Source organism: Mesorhizobium sp. B1-1-6 (genome assembly GCF_006443035.1).
GTDB lineage: Bacteria > Pseudomonadota > Alphaproteobacteria > Rhizobiales > Rhizobiaceae > Mesorhizobium.
On the sequence record NZ_VFWR01000003.1, the window covers coordinates 384994 to 401645 of the forward strand.

The 16652-nt window shown below is 65.2% G+C and carries 15 protein-coding genes; 9 read left to right on the forward strand and 6 right to left on the reverse strand.

The features are described from left to right. Positions 1–159: 159 nt before the first annotated feature. The 3 genes from trpS to FJ979_RS08470 all read left to right on the forward strand — a co-directional run bounded on the left by trpS (position 160) and on the right by FJ979_RS08470 (position 2670). Entirely contained in the window at positions 160–1227 is a 1068-nt protein-coding gene (gene trpS / locus FJ979_RS08460; RefSeq protein ID WP_140497129.1) for a tryptophan--tRNA ligase, read from the forward strand. A gap of 103 nt (positions 1228–1330) precedes the next feature. Continuing rightward, positions 1331–1822 carry a universal stress protein gene (locus FJ979_RS08465; protein ID WP_140497131.1) on the forward strand — a complete coding sequence of 164 codons (492 nt, stop codon included), beginning with the start codon at positions 1331–1333 and terminating at the stop codon, positions 1820–1822. 278 nt (positions 1823–2100) lie between these two features. Then, positions 2101–2670, forward strand: coding sequence for a NifU family protein (locus tag FJ979_RS08470; RefSeq protein WP_140497133.1), 570 nt, complete (start codon positions 2101–2103; stop codon positions 2668–2670). A 149-nt stretch (positions 2671–2819) separates the two neighbouring features. On the opposite strand, the gene FJ979_RS08475 is transcribed toward FJ979_RS08470, so the two are convergent. Continuing rightward, positions 2820–3437 carry a L,D-transpeptidase gene (locus FJ979_RS08475; RefSeq protein WP_140580540.1) on the reverse strand — a complete coding sequence of 206 codons (618 nt, stop codon included), beginning with the start codon at positions 3435–3437 and terminating at the stop codon, positions 2820–2822. Positions 3438–3660: 223 nt separating this feature from the next. On the opposite strand from FJ979_RS08475, the gene cueR reads away from it, so the two are divergent. The 3 genes from cueR to FJ979_RS08490 all read left to right on the forward strand — a co-directional run bounded on the left by cueR (position 3661) and on the right by FJ979_RS08490 (position 5228). Next, entirely contained in the window at positions 3661–4080 is a 420-nt protein-coding gene (cueR, locus tag FJ979_RS08480; RefSeq protein ID WP_140497137.1) for a Cu(I)-responsive transcriptional regulator, read from the forward strand. Positions 4081–4130: 50 nt separating this feature from the next. After that, positions 4131–4550, forward strand: a complete 420-nt coding sequence (locus FJ979_RS08485) for an OsmC family protein (protein ID WP_140512955.1) — start codon at positions 4131–4133, stop codon at positions 4548–4550. A gap of 177 nt (positions 4551–4727) precedes the next feature. Next, the gene (locus tag FJ979_RS08490; protein ID WP_140497303.1) at positions 4728–5228 is read left to right on the forward strand and encodes an MmcB family DNA repair protein; all 501 of its coding nucleotides are present in this window, start codon (positions 4728–4730) and stop codon (positions 5226–5228) included. 242 nt (positions 5229–5470) lie between these two features. Here FJ979_RS08490 and nhaA read toward each other — a convergent pair whose 3' ends face one another. The 5 genes from nhaA to FJ979_RS08525 all read right to left on the reverse strand — a co-directional run bounded on the left by nhaA (position 5471) and on the right by FJ979_RS08525 (position 12525). After that, positions 5471–6667, reverse strand: a complete 1197-nt coding sequence (gene nhaA, locus FJ979_RS08500; protein ID WP_140580542.1) for a Na+/H+ antiporter NhaA — start codon at positions 6665–6667, stop codon at positions 5471–5473. 297 nt (positions 6668–6964) lie between these two features. Further along, positions 6965–7528 (reverse strand): ActR/PrrA/RegA family redox response regulator transcription factor, encoded by a 564-nt coding sequence (locus FJ979_RS08510; protein WP_140497143.1) that lies wholly within the window; start codon positions 7526–7528, stop codon positions 6965–6967. Between the two features lie 63 nt (positions 7529–7591). After that, positions 7592–8923: an ActS/PrrB/RegB family redox-sensitive histidine kinase gene (locus FJ979_RS08515; protein ID WP_140580648.1), complete on the reverse strand. Its 1332-nt coding sequence runs from the start codon at positions 8921–8923 to the stop codon at positions 7592–7594. A 72-nt stretch (positions 8924–8995) separates the two neighbouring features. Further along, complete coding sequence (gene hrpB, locus FJ979_RS08520; RefSeq protein WP_140580544.1) at positions 8996–11587, reverse strand: ATP-dependent helicase HrpB; 2592 nt, start codon at positions 11585–11587, stop codon at positions 8996–8998. Between the two features lie 47 nt (positions 11588–11634). Further along, positions 11635–12525 (reverse strand): DMT family transporter, encoded by an 891-nt coding sequence (locus FJ979_RS08525; protein ID WP_140497147.1) that lies wholly within the window; start codon positions 12523–12525, stop codon positions 11635–11637. 27 nt (positions 12526–12552) lie between these two features. Here FJ979_RS08525 and FJ979_RS08530 point away from each other — a divergent pair, with 27 nt between their 5' ends. The 3 genes from FJ979_RS08530 to FJ979_RS08540 all read left to right on the forward strand — a co-directional run bounded on the left by FJ979_RS08530 (position 12553) and on the right by FJ979_RS08540 (position 16607). Further along, on the forward strand, positions 12553–13242 hold the full coding sequence (locus tag FJ979_RS08530; protein WP_140580546.1) for a PIG-L deacetylase family protein: 690 nt from the start codon (positions 12553–12555) through the stop codon (positions 13240–13242). Between the two features lie 240 nt (positions 13243–13482). After that, positions 13483–15390, forward strand: a complete 1908-nt coding sequence (locus tag FJ979_RS08535; protein ID WP_140580548.1) for a propionyl-CoA synthetase — start codon at positions 13483–13485, stop codon at positions 15388–15390. Between the two features lie 137 nt (positions 15391–15527). Continuing rightward, on the forward strand, positions 15528–16607 hold the full coding sequence (locus FJ979_RS08540) for an acyltransferase (RefSeq protein WP_140523583.1): 1080 nt from the start codon (positions 15528–15530) through the stop codon (positions 16605–16607). Positions 16608–16652 lie beyond the last annotated feature (45 nt).

Consider the following 16652-nt stretch of genomic DNA (forward strand, 5'->3'; position numbering starts at 1 on the left):
ACTGCAATAGCAGTCTTGATCGCAGCGTCATGTTCGTCCATAAGCGCGCCGTCGCAAGACTTTCGCCGCACGCGGTTTCCAGCCGCGTGATTGGCTCCGAAAAGTCTGCAACTTTTCGGAATCACGCTTATACGGCCCTCCACAAGCCACGAGGAAACCATGTCCGCCTTCAAGCCACTCGTCTTCTCCGGCGTCCAGCCAACCGGCAATCTGCATCTTGGCAACTATCTCGGCGCCATCAAGAAATTCGTCGCCCTGCAGGAGACGTCCGACTGCATCTACTGCGTCGTCGACCTGCATTCGCTGACGGCCCAGCTGGTTTATGACGACCTCAAGGACCAGACGCGCTCCATCACCGCGGCATTCCTGGCCTCCGGCATCGATCCGAAGAAGCACATCGTGTTCAACCAGTCGCGGGTGATGCAGCACGCCGAGCTCGCCTGGATTTTCAACTGCGTGGCGCGCATCGGCTGGATGAACAAGATGACGCAGTTCAAGGACAAGGCCGGCAAGGACCGCGAGAACGCCTCGCTCGGCCTGCTTGCCTATCCCTCGCTGATGGCAGCCGACATCCTGCTCTACCGCGCCACCCATGTGCCGGTCGGCGAGGACCAGAAGCAGCATCTGGAACTGACGCGCGACATCGCCCAGAAATTCAACAACGACTTTTCGGACCGCATCGCCGGTCTTGGCGTCGGCGTCGAGATGCAGGTCGGAGAGGAAATTGTGAACGGCTACTTTCCGATCACCGAGCCGGTCATCGGCGGGCCGGCGGCGCGCATCATGAGCCTGCGCGACGGCTCCAAGAAGATGTCGAAGTCGGACCCGTCGGATCTGTCGCGCATCAATCTGACCGACGATGCCGACGCCATCTCCAAGAAGATCCGCAAGGCCAAGACCGATCCGGAAGCCTTGCCGAGCGAAGTGGACGGCCTCGCCACCCGGCCGGAAGCGGAAAACCTGGTCGGCATTTATGCCGGTCTTGCCGACATATCGAAAGAGGCGGTGCTGAAGGAGTTCGGCGGCCAGCAGTTTTCGGTGTTCAAGCCGGCACTGGCCGACCTGGCAGTCGAAAAACTGGCTCCCGTCGCCGCCGAAATGCGCCGCATTTCCGATGACCGCGCCTATGTCGACGCGGTACTGCGGGACGGCGGCGAGCGCGCCGGCGTGCTGGCCGAAGCGACGATGAAGACGGTGCGCGACATCATCGGGCTGCTGCAGGACTGATCCGCATCCTTATGCCCCGCACCATACCGGCCAAAGACCGGCGGCTTGCCGCCGGTCAGCCGCAGTGGCAGATTGCGGCCGAAATGACATCGAGTAAATAGACATGGTCTCCAAACGCCTCAGCCGCGAAGCCGGACATCGCCGGAAGTTCCTGGCGATCATCGACGATACGCCCGAATGCGAGCGCGCCGTCGCCTACGCCTCGAAGCGGGCGCTGAGCACCAGCGGCGTGCTGGTGCTGCTCTATGTCATCGAACCGGACGATTTCCAGCACTGGCTGGGCGTCGAGAAGATCATGCGCGAGGAGGCGACCGCCACCGCACGCACCGCGCTCGACAGCTATGCCAACAAGGTGCGCCAGAAGCTCGGCATCGAACCGGAGATGGTGGTGCGCGAGGGCAAGCCCACCGAAGAGATCCACAAGCTGATCGAGGAAGACCAGGATATCGCCATCCTGGTGCTGGCGGCCGGCGCCGGCAAGGAAGGGCCCGGGCCGCTGGTCGGCGCGGTGGCAGGCAAGGGCGCCGCCTTCCCTATCCCGGTGACCGTGGTGCCGCAAAACCTGTCGGACGAGGAGATCGACAGCCTCGCCTGAAGTGTATCGGTATCCGGGTGATGCCGGCCTGCAAATGCCGGGTTCCTGCGCTTCCGGTGCTCACGTACTTCAAGTACGCTCCGCTTCGGTTCTCGGAAACCACCATTTTCGACTCGGCCTGACCCGAATCTCGGCGCACTTCATAATGCTTGGCAGGAGTCGCAAAAACATTCCGCCAGCCAGCCATTCGGGCGATGCGTTTCGCTTGAATGTCCAGCCGATAGAGCTTATTTAGAATTATTCCAAACTATCTGCCCGAGACGGGCACGGAGACGGCCATGTTCATCCAGACCGAATCGACGCCAAACCCGGCGACGCTGAAATTCCTGCCCGGCAAGGAAGTGCTTTTGGAAGGTACCGCCGATTTCCGTGATGCCGACAGTGCGGCGACGGCCTCGCCGCTGGCCGGCCGGCTGTTCGAAATACCGGGCGTCACCGGCGTCTTCTTCGGCTACGACTTCATCACCGTGACCAAGGACGGGCCCGACTGGCAGCATCTGAAGCCAGCGATTCTGGGCGCCATCATGGAGCATTTCATGTCCGGCGCGCCTGTCATGGCCAATGCCGGCCCGGCCGCGGAGACCAGCCAGACCGGCGAGTTCTATGACAAGGCCGACGAGGAACTCGTCATCACCATCAAGGAGCTGCTCGACACACGGGTGCGCCCGGCAGTGGCCCAGGATGGCGGCGACATCACCTTCCGCGGCTTCGAGAACGGCACTGTGTTCCTGCACATGAAGGGCGCCTGCGCCGGCTGCCCGTCATCGACGGCGACGCTGAAGCACGGCATCCAGAACCTGCTCCGCCACTTCGTTCCCGAGGTCCAGCAGGTCGAACAGGTCGCCTGACCATTCGTCTTCGCCGAGCGCGGCGACGATTCTCAAAAAGCAAGCAACAAAAAACCGGGCCGAATTGCCCGGTTTTTTGTTGGGGACGTCCGTTGTTGCCTAGACGGTCCGCGTACGAACGGTTTTGACCATGAACCTCGCGGTCACGGTCAGAGGACGATGACCTTGGCGCCGACCTCGGCGCGATCGTAAAGGTCGATGATGTCCTGATTCATCAGCCGGATGCAGCCCGAAGACATCGCCTTGCCGATCGAGTTCCATTCCGGGCTGCCATGCAGGCGATAGCCCATGTCGCCGCCCTTGTTGAACAGGTACAGAGCGCGCGCGCCGAGCGGGTTCTTCAGGCCCGGCTCCATGCCGCCGGCGAACTTGGCGAGTTCCGGCTGGCGCTTGATCATCTGCGACGGCGGCGTCCAGGTCGGCCATTCGCGCTTGATGGCGACATGGGCGGTGCCATGCCACTCGAAGCCCTCGCGGCCGACGCCGATGCCGTAGCGAATTGCCCGGCCGTCACCCTCGACGAAGTAGAGGAACTTGTTCTGCGTATCGACGATGATGGTGCCCGGCTTTTCCTTGGTGTCGTAGTTCACCTCCTGGCGGTGATACTTCGCGGGCACCTTTTCGATCGGGATGCGGGGCAGCTGGTAGCCGGCGTCGGTCACCGCGCCATAGTCGTTGGAGAATATCTGCCCGCCAATGGTGCTGCAACCGGCGAGTGCGGTGGACAGCGCCAGTGCGGCAACTACTGCAAGCGACTTCATGCGCATGAGGTGATCCGTGCCCCGCCAAACATCCGCGGCACGAGTCGGCCGCTTTCTTGCCATCATTCATGCTGGCATTTGCTTTGCTTGCCAAGTACGCGATGCCTATATGCAAGACCTCACCTGCCGGTAAGCCAGCAACTGCGGCATTTCGGCAACAGCCTTCACCGGATTGTGAAGGAAATTCAATGGCCATGACTCTCGGGCCAGCAGGAATCGAGGAACAACCATGAATGTCGGCGACGCCGCCCAGCGTTCCGGTCTGCCAGCCAAGACCATCCGCTACTATGAGGAAATTGGCCTGATCGCGCCTGCGCGTGCCGGCAATGGCTATCGCGACTATTCGGGCGACGACATCCATCGGCTGACCTTCCTGCGCCGTGCCCGCAACCTGGGCTTTTCCATCGACGATTGCCGCCAGTTGATGGCGCTTTACCAGGACCGCAGCCGCGCCAGCCACGACGTGCGCGAGATCGCCACCGCCCATGTCAGGGCGATCGAGGAGAAGGTGCGCGAGCTGCAGTCGATGCGATCGACCCTGCAGAAGCTCGTCCAGGCCTGCCATGGCGACGACCGGCCGGACTGCCCGATCATCGATGACATTGCGGGAACCGCGCCGCTCGGCGATAAAGCCGTCACGGTCGCATAGATCCGTGCCGGCCAGGCCCGACGCCTCTCGGCTACGGAGGGAGGATGCCGATGGCCTCGATGACTGTCGAACTGCACAATGTCGAAGGCACCGAAGCCGCCATGGGCTGGGCCGGCGGCCACACGATCGTCGTCGACCGGCCCGAGGGCAAGGCCGGCGGCATGGGCCTGGGCTTCAATGGCGGCCAGCTGCTGGCGCTGGCGATTGGCGGCTGCTTCTGCAACGACCTTCGCTATGTCGCCGACGAGATCGGCGTGAAACTCGGCAGGATCGCCGTCTCGGTGAGGCTTGACCTCGACGGCAAGCCCCTGCTGGCGACCGCGGCAAGGATGACGGTTTCCTGCGAGACCTTGGACGGGTCCGATCCCCAAAGGATCATTGACCGTGCCAGCGCGGTTTCGACGGTCAGCAACTCGTTGCGCCAGGGCGTGCCGGTTACGATCGAAACGACGGGGCCTGGTCGCTCATAAACGCCAGGACTTCTCCCGCGCCGTAGGTCGTCCCGCCACGTTCACCCATCACGGAAAGTGAAGGTGGCCATACGGTTCTCCGTGCCTGCTCATGCTATCGAGCACCCATTGATTTGGGTGGCCACCAAATGAGCGGTACGGGTTCAAATCGTGAACAAAATCTGGCATGGTCCCGTCATGCCAATCATCTCACCGATTCCCCTGAACCCGCTCATCGATGGTCGCCAGTCCGAACGCGCCATGCTGGTGCGGCGCGGGGTGCAGCGCCTGCTCCGCGAAATGGGCGCGCATGTGCTGCCTGAACTGTCGCTGGCGACCGGCCGCCGCGCCGACCTCGTCGCGCTGACCCGCCACGGCGACATATGGATCATCGAGATCAAATCCTCGGTCGAGGATTTTCGTGTCGACCGCAAATGGCCCGACTACCGGCTGCACTCGGACCGCTTCTTCTTCGCCACCCATCCCGGCGTGCCGGCGGAGATTTTTCCCGAAGAATGCGGCTTCATCCTCTCCGACGGCTATGGCGCCGAGATTTTGCGCGAGGCGCCCGAGCACCGCATGGTGGCGGCGACGCGCAAGGCGCTGATGCTGCGGATCGCGCGGGCCGGCGCCGCGCGGCTGCTGGCGGCGGAGCTCGCCGGGGTGGCCGTGCCTGCGCTGGAGGGGGAGAGCGAATAGGCTGGCAGGCAGGAGATAGAACGCAACCGACGGCGCCGCCCCTCATTGTCCTGCCGGACATTTCTCCCCGTATAGAGACGGGGAGAAAGGTGCTGTCGTCGGCGATTCGCCAACTTATGGAAGAAAGCGCCAAGGGGTCGCGTCACCCCTTCTCCCCGTCTCTATACGGGGAGAAGATGCCGGCAGGCAGATGAGGGGCAGCGCGACCTCGAAAAGAGTGCATTGAAGTCGCTGATAGGCCCCTACTCCTCGCCCTCATCCACCTCAGTCGCCGCCGGCGCCATCAGCAGGACGGCCGCGCCGAGCAGCGCTGCGACCAGGGAGCCGGAGAGAATGCCGACCTTGACCGCGTCCTGCAGCGCCACGTCGTTGGCGAAGGCGAGCAGGCCGATGAACAGGCTCATGGTGAAGCCGATGCCGCACAGCAGCGAGATGCCGATCATGTGCAGCCAGCCGGCATGGGCCGGCAGGTCGGCGAGACCGAAGCGGATGGCGAGCGCGGAGGAACCGAACACGCCGACCAGCTTGCCGACGACGAGGCCGGCGGCGACGCCGAGCGTCAGCGGCTCGAACAGCGCGCCGACGCTGAGGCCCGCCAGCGAAACGCCGGCATTGGCGAAGCCGAAGATGGGGATGACGACGAAGGGCACTATTGCGTGCAGGCCGTGCTCGAGCCGGTGCAGCGGCGAATGATCGAGATCGTGTTCGATGCCGGCGGTGCGTTCGAGCGGAATGGTCAGGGCCAGCGCCACGCCGGCAAGCGTGGCATGCACGCCCGACTTCAGCACCAGCACCCACAGGATCGCGCCGAGCACGAGGTAAGGCACGAGGCTCATCACCCGCATGCGGTTGAGCACGACAAGCGCGGCGATCACCGCGAAGGCGGCGCCCAAATAGGCAAGCGACAGACCGCTGGTGTAGAAGATCGCGATGATGATGACCGCACCGAGATCGTCGATGATGGCAAGGGCGGTGAGGAATATCTTCAGCGAGGCCGGCACGCGGCTGCCGAGCAGCGACAGCACGCCGAGCGCGAAGGCGATGTCGGTGGCGGTCGGGATCGCCCAACCGGACAGCGCGCCCGCGTTGTCACGGTTGATGGCGACATAGGCCAGCGCCGGCACCACCATGCCGCCGGCCGCCGCGATGCCGGGCAGCACCCTGCGCGGCCAGGTCGAGAGCTGGCCGTCCAGCATCTCGCGCTTGATCTCCAGGCCGACGAGCAGGAAGAACACCGCCATCAGTCCATCATTGACCCAATGCGACACGCTGAGCGGGCCGAGATAGGCGTGGAGGACGGCAAAATAGGTTCCGGAGAGCGGTGAGTTGGCGACGATCAAGGCCAATGCCGCCGCTACCATCAGCATGATGCCGCCGGCCGCCTCGCTGTCGAGAAATTCGCGCAAGACGGAAACCGGCCGCTGTTTCAAGTCCCGCATTTCACCCTCCGTTATGCCGCCTGTTCGGCAGGCTTATTGTCGAGGCCGGCGGCGCCCCTCATTGCCCTGCCGGGCATTTCTCCCCGTATAGTGACGGGGAGAAAGAGGCTGGCCGCAGCGTCGGCGCCTTTTTGCAACGCTGGTGGTTAGCGAAATCGGCGATGACAGCGCCCCTCTCCCCGTCACTATACGGGGAGAGGATGCCGGCAGGCAGGTGAGGGGCGGCGCCGAGTTCGACAATTGGATGCTTCCCCGTAAGCAGAAACCGGTCCGAAGGAATGCTCAGCACATCGCGCTCTAGCGCGGCGCGCGCTTGGCCAGGATGCGCTGCAGGGTGCGGCGATGCATGTTGAGGCGGCGCGCGGTCTCGGAGACGTTGCGCTCGCACATTTCGTAGACACGCTGGATGTGCTCCCAGCGCACGCGGTCGGCCGACATCGGATTTTCCGGGGGTGCGGCGCGCTCGCCGGCCGTGCGGGTGAGCGCGGCAAAGACGTCGTCGGCGTCGGCCGGCTTCGACAGATAGTCGACGGCGCCGAGCTTCACCGCCGTCACCGCGGTGGCGATGTTGCCGTAGCCGGTCAGGATGATCGCGCGGGAATCCTCGCGCTTCTCACGGATGGCGGCCACGACGTCGAGGCCGTTGCCGTCGCCAAGCCGCATATCGACCACCGCGTAGGCGGGCGGATTGGCGCGTGCCTTGCCAACCGCCTCCTCGACGCTCTCGGCCGTTTCGACCACGAACCCCCTGGTTTCCATGGCGCGGGCCAGACGGGTCAGGAACGGTTTGTCGTCGTCGACGATCAGAAGCGAGGTGTCCTCGCCCTCAACCATTGCGCCACTGTTTTCATCGCCTGTCATCGTCTTGAAATTCCTGCTGCCTTAATTTTACGCAGATATAGTTTTGCGTCGCGATTGTCCAATTTACGCGGTGTCAAACATCGTCGCGGGCGCCGATTCCGGGTTCAGGAAAACATTTCTGGGCCATGAAATCCGCACCATGGCGCCCTCGCCCAGTCCGCTCGAATTGCGAAAGTCGAGCGTGGCGCCCGATCGCTCGAGCAATGTCTTGGCGATGAACAGGCCCAGCCCCAGCCCGCCGCCGGCCTCCGTGCCCTGGCGTGTCGACATATAGGGCTCGCCGATGCGGTCGATGATCTCGGGCGGAAAGCCGGGACCGTCATCGATGATCGAGAAGGAGACGGTGGCCTCGTCCCAGCTCCAGCGCACGGTGACGCTCTCGCGGGCGAAATCGACGGCGTTCTCCACCAAATTGCCAAGGCCGTAGATGACGCCGGGATTGCGGCGCCCGACCGGCTCGGGGCCGCTGCGCTCGCCGGGCCTGAGCTTGATCGAGATGCCGAAGTCGCGGTGCGGCGCGGTGACCTCCTCGACCAGCGAGGTCAAAGGCAGGCGGGACAAATGCGCCTCTCCCTCGGACGACAGGCTGGTCAGGCGCTTGAGTATCTCGCGGCAACGCTCGCTCTGGGAGCGCAGCAGCGTCACATCCTCCCCGTATTTCGCGTCCTTGCCGAGCGCCTTTTCCATCTCCTTGGCGACCAGCGTGATGGTGGCGAGCGGCGTGCCGAGCTCATGCGCGGCGGCGGCGGCCAGCCCGTCGAGCGCCGACAGATGCTGCTCGCGCTGGAGCACCAGTTCGGTGGCGGCGAGCGCATTGGCCAGCAGGCGGGCTTCCGCGGCCACGCGGAAGGCGTAAATAGCGGTGAAGGCGATCGATGACAGCACCGCCATCCACATGCCGGCAACATAGATGAAGGGCATCGCCAGCGGCGCGCCTTCATGCCAGGGCAATGGCAAGTGGAAAAAGACCAGCAAGGTCGCCGCCGTCATCACCAGCCCCCCAAGCACCGCGGTCAGGCGCAAGGGCAGCGACGTCGCCGAAATGACCACGGGCACCGTCATCAGCAGCGAGAACGGATTGGTAAGGCCGCCGGTCATGTAGAGCAGGCCGGCAAGCTGGAGGCTATCAAAGATCAGGATGCCGAAGGCCGCGAACGGCGTGAGCCGGTGCGCGGCCGGGAACCGAAAGGCAAGGAGCAGGTTCATCCAGGCCGAACAGGCGATCAGGGCAAAGCACAGGCTGACCGGCAGTGGGAATTTCAGGCCGTAGGCGACGAAAAGCACCGTCACGCTCTGGCCGACAATGGCAAGCCAGCGCAGCCGGATCAGCGTGTTGAGGCGCAGTCTCTGGCTCTGCTGGAAATCGGGAGAACGCAATACGTTGATCATGGCCATGAAATACAGCCGCGAGGCGGCCAGCGCTAGGTGGATGACGAAGCGATGGCGTTTGCGCCAATCGCCAAGCAACTACGTCCCGCGCGGCTTGGCGCGGCTGGTGGCGGCGGCGAGCAGCGGATTTTCCGGCCACACGTGCTTGGGATAGCGGCCGCGCATGTCGGCGCGCACATCGGCCCAGGAGCCGCGCCAGAAGCCGGGCAGGTCGCGCGTCGTCTGGATCGGCCGGTGCGCGGGCGACAGCAGTTCGAGCGTCAGCGGCACGGTGCCGCCTGCGATTGCAGGGTGCCGGTCGAGACCGAACAGTTCCTGGACACGAACCGCCAAAACGGGCCATTCGCCGTCATAGCGGATCGGCACGCGACTGCCGGACGGCACGTCGAAATGGGTCGGCGCAAGCGCGTCGATCCGGCGCTGCAAATCGTGCGGCACAAGCGCCGTCAGCCCGGCCGGGACGACACCCGGATCGATGGCCGAGAAGGATGCGGCACCCGACAGGAACGGCAGCAACCAGTCGTCGAGGCGATCGATAAGCGCCGTGTCGGACATATCGGGCCACGGCGCCCCAAGGCCGCGATGCAGCCAGGACAGGCGCTGGCGCAGCGTCTCGGCCTCCTTGCTCCAGCTCAGCAGCGAAAGTCCATGTTCGCGCAAGGCGTCAAGCATGGCGCGGTCGGCCTCATTGCCGGTTGGCGGAGGCAGCATGCGCTCGGCCAGCGTGATGGCGCCGAGGCGTACGGTTTCGCGCACGCGCACGGCGCGGCGCTCGCGATCGAAGCTCGTTTGCCTGCGGGTTTCGGTCCTGTCCGCCAGTGCTGAACGAATATCGTCCTCGCTGATCGCCGCCGCCGCCGTGATGCGCGCATTCTGCGCCTTGCCCTGCAGATCGGCGACAACCAGAAACGCCTCGCCGGCAAGCGGATCGGCGGCGTCGAGCATGGCGCCGGAGCCGTTGGCCAGTACGAAACGCCCCCGCTCGCCGCGCGCCTTGGCGACCCGGTCCGGCCAGGCATGGATGAGGAGAGGACCAGCGCTGCCACCCTCCCCCTTGTGGAGAGGGTCGGCGCGTAGCGCCGGGGTGGGGGTGCGGCGCCAAAGCCCCCCGCCCCGCTCCGCTTCGCGGATCGACGTTCCGGGGCGAGCCACGGGTCTCGCCCGTCCTTCGGACCCCCATAAGGGGGAGGGTGAAGAGGCCTGCCTCGCCAGGCGTTCGGCGAGTTGCCGCGCGGCGGTGGCGCGCGGCGATCTTTCCTGGCGAAAGCGCATCAGCCGGCGTTCGAGATCGGCGCCGTCACCGCCCAACCCGCGCTCGGTCAGCAGCACCGCGAGCATGGCCGCCTCGCCGGCATGGCCGCCGCGGGCCGCCTCGGCGACCATATGCGCCAGCCGCACCGGCAGAGCGAGCTTGCGCATCGCGGCGCCCGCTTCCGTCAGCCGCCCCGCCTCGTCGATGGCATCAAGCGCGCGCAGCAGCGCCCTTGCCTCGTTGAGCGCCGGGGCCGGCGGCGGATCGAGGAAGGCGAGGCTCGTCGGATCGGCGACACCGAAGGCGGCGCAGTCGAGCAGCAGGCCGGAAAGGTCGGCCTCGAGGATTTCCGGCGGGGTGAAGGCTGGAAGCGACGCCGTCTGTTCGGCGCGCCACAGTCGGATGGCGACGCCGGCCTGCGTGCGTCCGGCACGGCCGGCGCGCTGGTCGGCGGAGGCCTTGCTGGCGCGCACCGTCTCCAGCCGCGTCAGGCCGCTGGCCGGCTCGTAGCGCGGCAGCCGCGACAGGCCGGAATCGATGACGACCCGCACGCCGTCGATGGTGATGGAGGTCTCGGCGATCGACGTAGCCAGCACCACCTTGCGGCGGCCCGCCGGCGCCCGCCTGATCGCCGCGTCCTGCGCCTTGCCATCGAGCATGCCGTAGAGCGGCACGATATCGGTGTCGGCGCCGACCTTGCCGGCAAGCCGCTCGGCGGTGCGCTCGATCTCGCGCTGGCCGGGCAGGAAGGCAAGCACGCTGCCGCTTTCGTCGGCAAGAACGTCGCGGATCGCCTTGGCCATGGCGTCCTCGATTGCGGTGCCGGCCGGCCGCTCGTCGTAGCGAATGTCGACGGGAAAGGCACGGCCTTCGCTTTCGATCACCGGCGCGCCCGACAACAGCTTCGCGACACGGGCGCCGTCCAGCGTCGCCGACATCACCAAGACGCGCAGGTCCGGCCGCAGCGCGCCTTGCACGTCGAGCGCCAAAGCGAGGCCGAAATCGCCGTCGAGCGAGCGCTCGTGGAATTCGTCGAAGATCACGGCCGAGATTCCGGGCAGTTCGGGATCGTCAAGGATCATCCGCGCCAGCACACCTTCTGTGACGACCAGTATTTTTGTCCGGGCCGAAGTGTGGTTCTCCATGCGCATGGCATAGCCGACGGTGGCGCCGGGCTCCTCATCAAGCAATTCGGCCATGCGGCGGGCGGCGGCGCGGGCGGCGAGCCGGCGCGGCTCCAGCAGCACGATCTTGCCCGTGCCCAGCCATGGCGCATCGAGCAGCGCCAGCGGCACCAGCGTCGTCTTGCCGGCGCCGGGCGGCGCCACAAGCACGGCGCCGTTGCCGGAGCCGAGTGCATGGCCCAGCGCCGGCAGCACGGCGGATACCGGAAGCTCCGGCAAGACTTTTGTCGTCATCGCGCCCGCATATCAGCGCTCGTGGTCGCCATGCAACCGGCGCCAGATCAAAGCCGGGTGCGCGAAAACGGGTTCCAGCGCACCGTGCCCAACCGTACTTCCTCGCGCACCATGGTGAGCAGGCCGGACCCACCGACGACCGCGAGGCCGACCAGCGACAGCCAGTCAGGATATTCCCGGAAGAACAGCGCACCGAGGATGACCGCCCAGACCATCTGCGAATAATGCGTCGGCGCGATCCGGTTGGCGGGCGCGTATTTGACGGCCAGCAGCTGCAGCAATTGTCCGCATGCGGTGAAGGCGCCGGCCATTATCAGCCATGCAAGCTGCCTTGCGTCGGGAAGCGTGAACGAAGTGGCGGCGATGCCGATGCCGTTGAACAACAGGCCGTAGCCGATCAGCACGCCGAGCATGGTCGTGCGCTTTTCCTGCTTTGCCAGCGAGCGCATCAGGATGACGCTGGCGGCTGCCAGAAAGGCCACGCCAAAGGCGGCGAGGTGCCCAAGATTGAGTTCGCGAAACCCCGGTCGCACCACCAACATGACGCCGGCAAAGCCGGCGACCACCGCCAGCCAGCGCCAGGGCCCGACCTTTTCCTTGAGGACGACCGTGGAGAGGATGGTGACGCAGAGCGGCGCCAGGAAGACGAGCGCGTAGACTTCGGCCAGTGGAATGGTGGTGAAGGCATAAACGCTGAGCACGCCCGAGGCGATGCCGGCCCAGGCGCGCGCCTGCACCGCCCAAGGCCGTTTGGTGCGCCAGAAATCACGCCAACGCTCGTCCGCCGGCCGGGTGAAGAAGAGAAAGCAGCCGGCGAACAATATCGAGAAGAAACCGATCTCGAACACCGTGAACTGCCCACCCAGGCTTTTGACAACGGCATCGCTGCCCGAATAGCTTGCATAGGCGATCAGGGCGAGCAGGATTCCGTTCGTCACGTTTTTCCATTTCCGGGGAGAGAAGCGTTGAAAATACTGGCGCTCGGCGCGCATCCTGACGACATCGAGATATTCATGTTCGGTACGATGGCGGCCTATGCGGCGCAAGGCGCAGAACTGACTTTTGCCATAGCCACGGATGGTGCCAGGGGCGGCAAGAGCGATCCCACGGTTCTCGCCCGTGTCCGTCGCGAGGAGGCAACGGCCGCGGCCGCGCTGCTCGGGGCGGCGCCGCGCTTCCTCGACTTTCCCGACGGCAGGCTGGTGGCGGATAACGCGCTGATCGGCGCGCTGAAGACGCTGATTGGCGAAACCGGACCGGATCTGGTGATTACCCATGCGTCCAACGACTATCACGCCGACCACCGCGCGCTGTCGGACGCCGTGCGCATCGCGGCGTCGTTCGCCGTACCGGTGCTGCATGCCGACACGATGGGCGGCACCGGATTCTCCCCGACCCATTATGTCGAGATATCAGCCCAGGCCGAGATCAAGGCCAAGGCGATCCGCCTGCACCAGTCGCAGGATCCGGAGCGCTTCGTCGACATCGCCCGCACGCAGAATTTTTTTCGCGCCGGCCAGTGCAACGGCGCGCCGGGATCGCAGGCCGAAGCCTTCCGCTTCGAGCCGATGTTTCCCTTCGCCGACATTCGCGACCTGCTGCCGCCGGCGCCGCCGATCCGGCCGGTGATGGTGAGCACAAAAAGGATCGACTGACCCGGAGACGGCTGCTCGATCGCGGTGACCATGCCCGACGACGAGACCACCGGCTGACGCGCCGGTGCACACGGCCACATGGGAACGCCCGGGCCGGACCGTGCTTTTCTTCCCGGAGGCCACGATGTCGCACCTTTGCGACCAGGACCGGACCGGATCAGACGAATTGAGGGAAGACATCGCCGGAAAAAACAGCATAGGCTATCGCCAAGACGGCAAATCTTCCTGGGGAGGAAATGGATGGCTTCACGCTATCACGAGGTCTATGACGGCTGGAAACGCGACCCGGAAAAGTTCTGGGCGGATGCCGCCGACGCCATCGATTGGTACACACCTTATGACAAGGTGTTCGATGCGGAAGCCGGCGTTTATGGCCGCTGGTTTACCGGCGCCACCTGCAACACCTGCTACAATGCCCTCGACCGGCATGTCGCCGGCGGGCGTGCCGACCAGATCGCGCTGATCCATGACAGCGCCATCACCGGCAGCGTGAAGACATTCACCTATGCCGAGCTCAAACGCGAAGTGGTGGCGCTGACCTCGGTGCTGAAGAACCGCGGCGTCGGCAAGGGTGATCGCGTCATCATCTACATGCCGATGGTGGCGGAAGCGGCCATCGCCATGCTTGCCTGCGCCCGCATCGGCGCCGTGCATTCGGTCGTCTTCGGCGGTTTTGCCTCGCATGAGCTCGCCACCCGCATCGACGACGCCAGGCCGAAGGTGATCATTTCGGCCTCCTGCGGCCTGGAGCCCGGCCGCGTTGTCGCCTACAAGCCGCTGCTCGACAAGGCGATCGAGATATCCCGCCACAAGCCGGACGCCTGCCTGATCCTGCAGCGCGACCAATTGCGCTGCGAGCTCAGGGACAATTACGACATCGACTATGCGGACGCGGTCGCGCGCGAGCGGGCGGCCGGCGCCAATGTCGACTGCGTTCCAGTGCTTGCCACCGACCCGCTCTACATCATCTACACGTCAGGCACGACCGGCCAGCCCAAGGGCATCGTTCGCGACAATGGCGGCCACATGGTGGCGCTCGAATGGACGATGGAAAACGAGTTCGGCGTCAAGCCCGGCGAAGTGTTCTGGGCGGCGTCCGATGTCGGCTGGGTGGTCGGCCATTCCTACATCGTCTACGGGCCGCTGCTGCATGGCTGCACCAGCATCCTGTTCGAAGGCAAGCCGGTCGGCACGCCCGATGCCGGCACCTACTGGCGGGTGATCGCGCAGCATGGCGTGGTCGCCCTGTTCACCGCGCCGACGGCGTTCCGCGCCATCAAGGGGCAGGATCCCAGGGGCGAATTCGTCGCCAGATACGACCTGTCGAAATTCCGAACGCTGTTCCTCGCCGGCGAGCGCGCCGATCCCGAAACCATCAAATGGGCGGAGCAAAAACTGAACGTGCCGGTCATCGACCATTGGTGGCAGACCGAGACCGGCTCGCCAATGACCATCAACCCCGCGGGCCTTGGCCTGCTGCCGGTAAAATACGGCTCACCCGGCGTGCCGATGCCCGGCTACGACATCCGCGTGCTCGACGATGCCGGCCACGAGGTGCCGCGCGGCACGCTCGGCAATGTCGTGGTCAAGCTGCCGCTGCCGGCGGGCTGCCTGCCGACGCTGTGGAACGCCGACGCCCGTTTCCGCCAGGCCTATCTCGACGAGTTCCCCGGCTTCTACAAGACGGCCGATGCCGGCATGATCGACGAGGACGGCTACCTCTACGTGATGGCCCGCACCGACGACATCATCAATGTCGCCGGCCACCGGCTGTCGACCGGCGCCATGGAAGAGGTGCTGGCAACGCATCCCGATGTCGCGGAATGCGCCGTCGTCGGCATCGCCGATTCGATGAAGGGCCAGGTTCCGCTCGGCTTCGTCGTGCTCAACGCTGGTGTCTCGCGCGAGATCGGCCTCATCGAGAGCGAAGTGGTGGGGCTGGTGCGCGAGCGCATCGGCCCGGTCGCCGCCTTCAGGACGGTGGTGACGATCAAGCGGCTGCCGAAAACGCGGTCGGGAAAGATCCTGCGCGGGACCATGCAGAAGATCGCCGACAAGGAAGACTGGACCATGCCGGCGACGATCGACGACCCGGTCATCCTCGACGAGATCACGGCCGTGCTGAAGGAGCGCGGCATCGGGGTCTAGATGATCGGGCGCAGCAGACCCGATCCTTCCGTTTGTTGAGCGGTCGGCGCCAACTGTCACATCTGGCCAATCTTTTGTTGTGCAATGCAACAACAGACTCTAGGGTTTGGCTTGGGGGGCCATTCCAAAGGCACGGCATGGCTCAGCACAAGGCGACATTCGGCGGCGTCGACATATTGCGTTTCCTGGCCGCCGTCATGGTGATGTTCTATCACTATGGCTTCTGGGTATGGGCATTCCCTGACGGGGTTTCGGCGCGCGCGACCGGCGGCATCCCGCCCCATCCCGAAATGGCCTTGGTCGGCTCCGGCTGGGTCGGCGTGCAGATATTCTTCGTCATCAGCGGTTTCGTCATCGCCTTCAGCGCCGAGAATTCGACGCCGCTGCGGTTTTTCGAGGCAAGGGTGAAAAGGCTGGCGCCGGCGGTCTGGATCTGCGCGCCGGTGACCGCGGCGGTGCTGCTGCTCACCGGTCTGAGCTGGCCAACCGATGCCGTGATCAGGCTCGTTCGCACCGGCCTTTTCGCGCCCTACGGCCCTTGGGTGGACAGCGTCTACTGGACGCTCGGCATCGAGATCGCCTTCTACGCTGTCGTCTGGATCCTGTTGCGGCTTGGCCGCTTCCACCTGATGGAGACGGTGGCAGTCGTGATCGGCCTCGTCAGCACGCTGTTCTGGTGCCTCTATTATCCGCTCGGCTGGTCCGACCTCGCCGAGACACGCTGGCTGCAGCTCGTCCTGGTGCACCATGGCTCTTTTTTCGCCGTCGGCGTGCTCATCTGGCTGATGCGGTTCAAGGCGGTGACGGCCTCGCGCCTGGCCTTCTGCCTGCTGTTCCTGGGCGGGGGCGTGCTGCAAATCGCCAGTTCGGTCGATGTCCACAGCGCCAAGGTCGGCGCCGCGATGCCCTATGCGCCGCCGATCCTTGTCTTCCTGGTCGCCATCGCCCTGATGGCGTGGTCACTGCGGCTCGACCTCAGCTGGAGCGGCTGGCGCCGGATCGGCTTGATGACCTACCCGCTCTATCTGATCCACGACGTCATCGGCGCGGCGATGCTCGGCGCGATGATCCGCGCCGGGCTGCCTTATCTGTTGTCCATGGCAACGGTCGGCGCGACCATGATCGCGGCAAGCTGGCTGGTGGCGACCGAAGCTGAACCGCGCATCCGGCTGCTGCTCGACCACACGGTGTTCCGCTACCGGCTCAGGGCCGCGTAGTCGCGATCTTGTTGACCAATAAAGATTGACCAACGGGCACCTCGG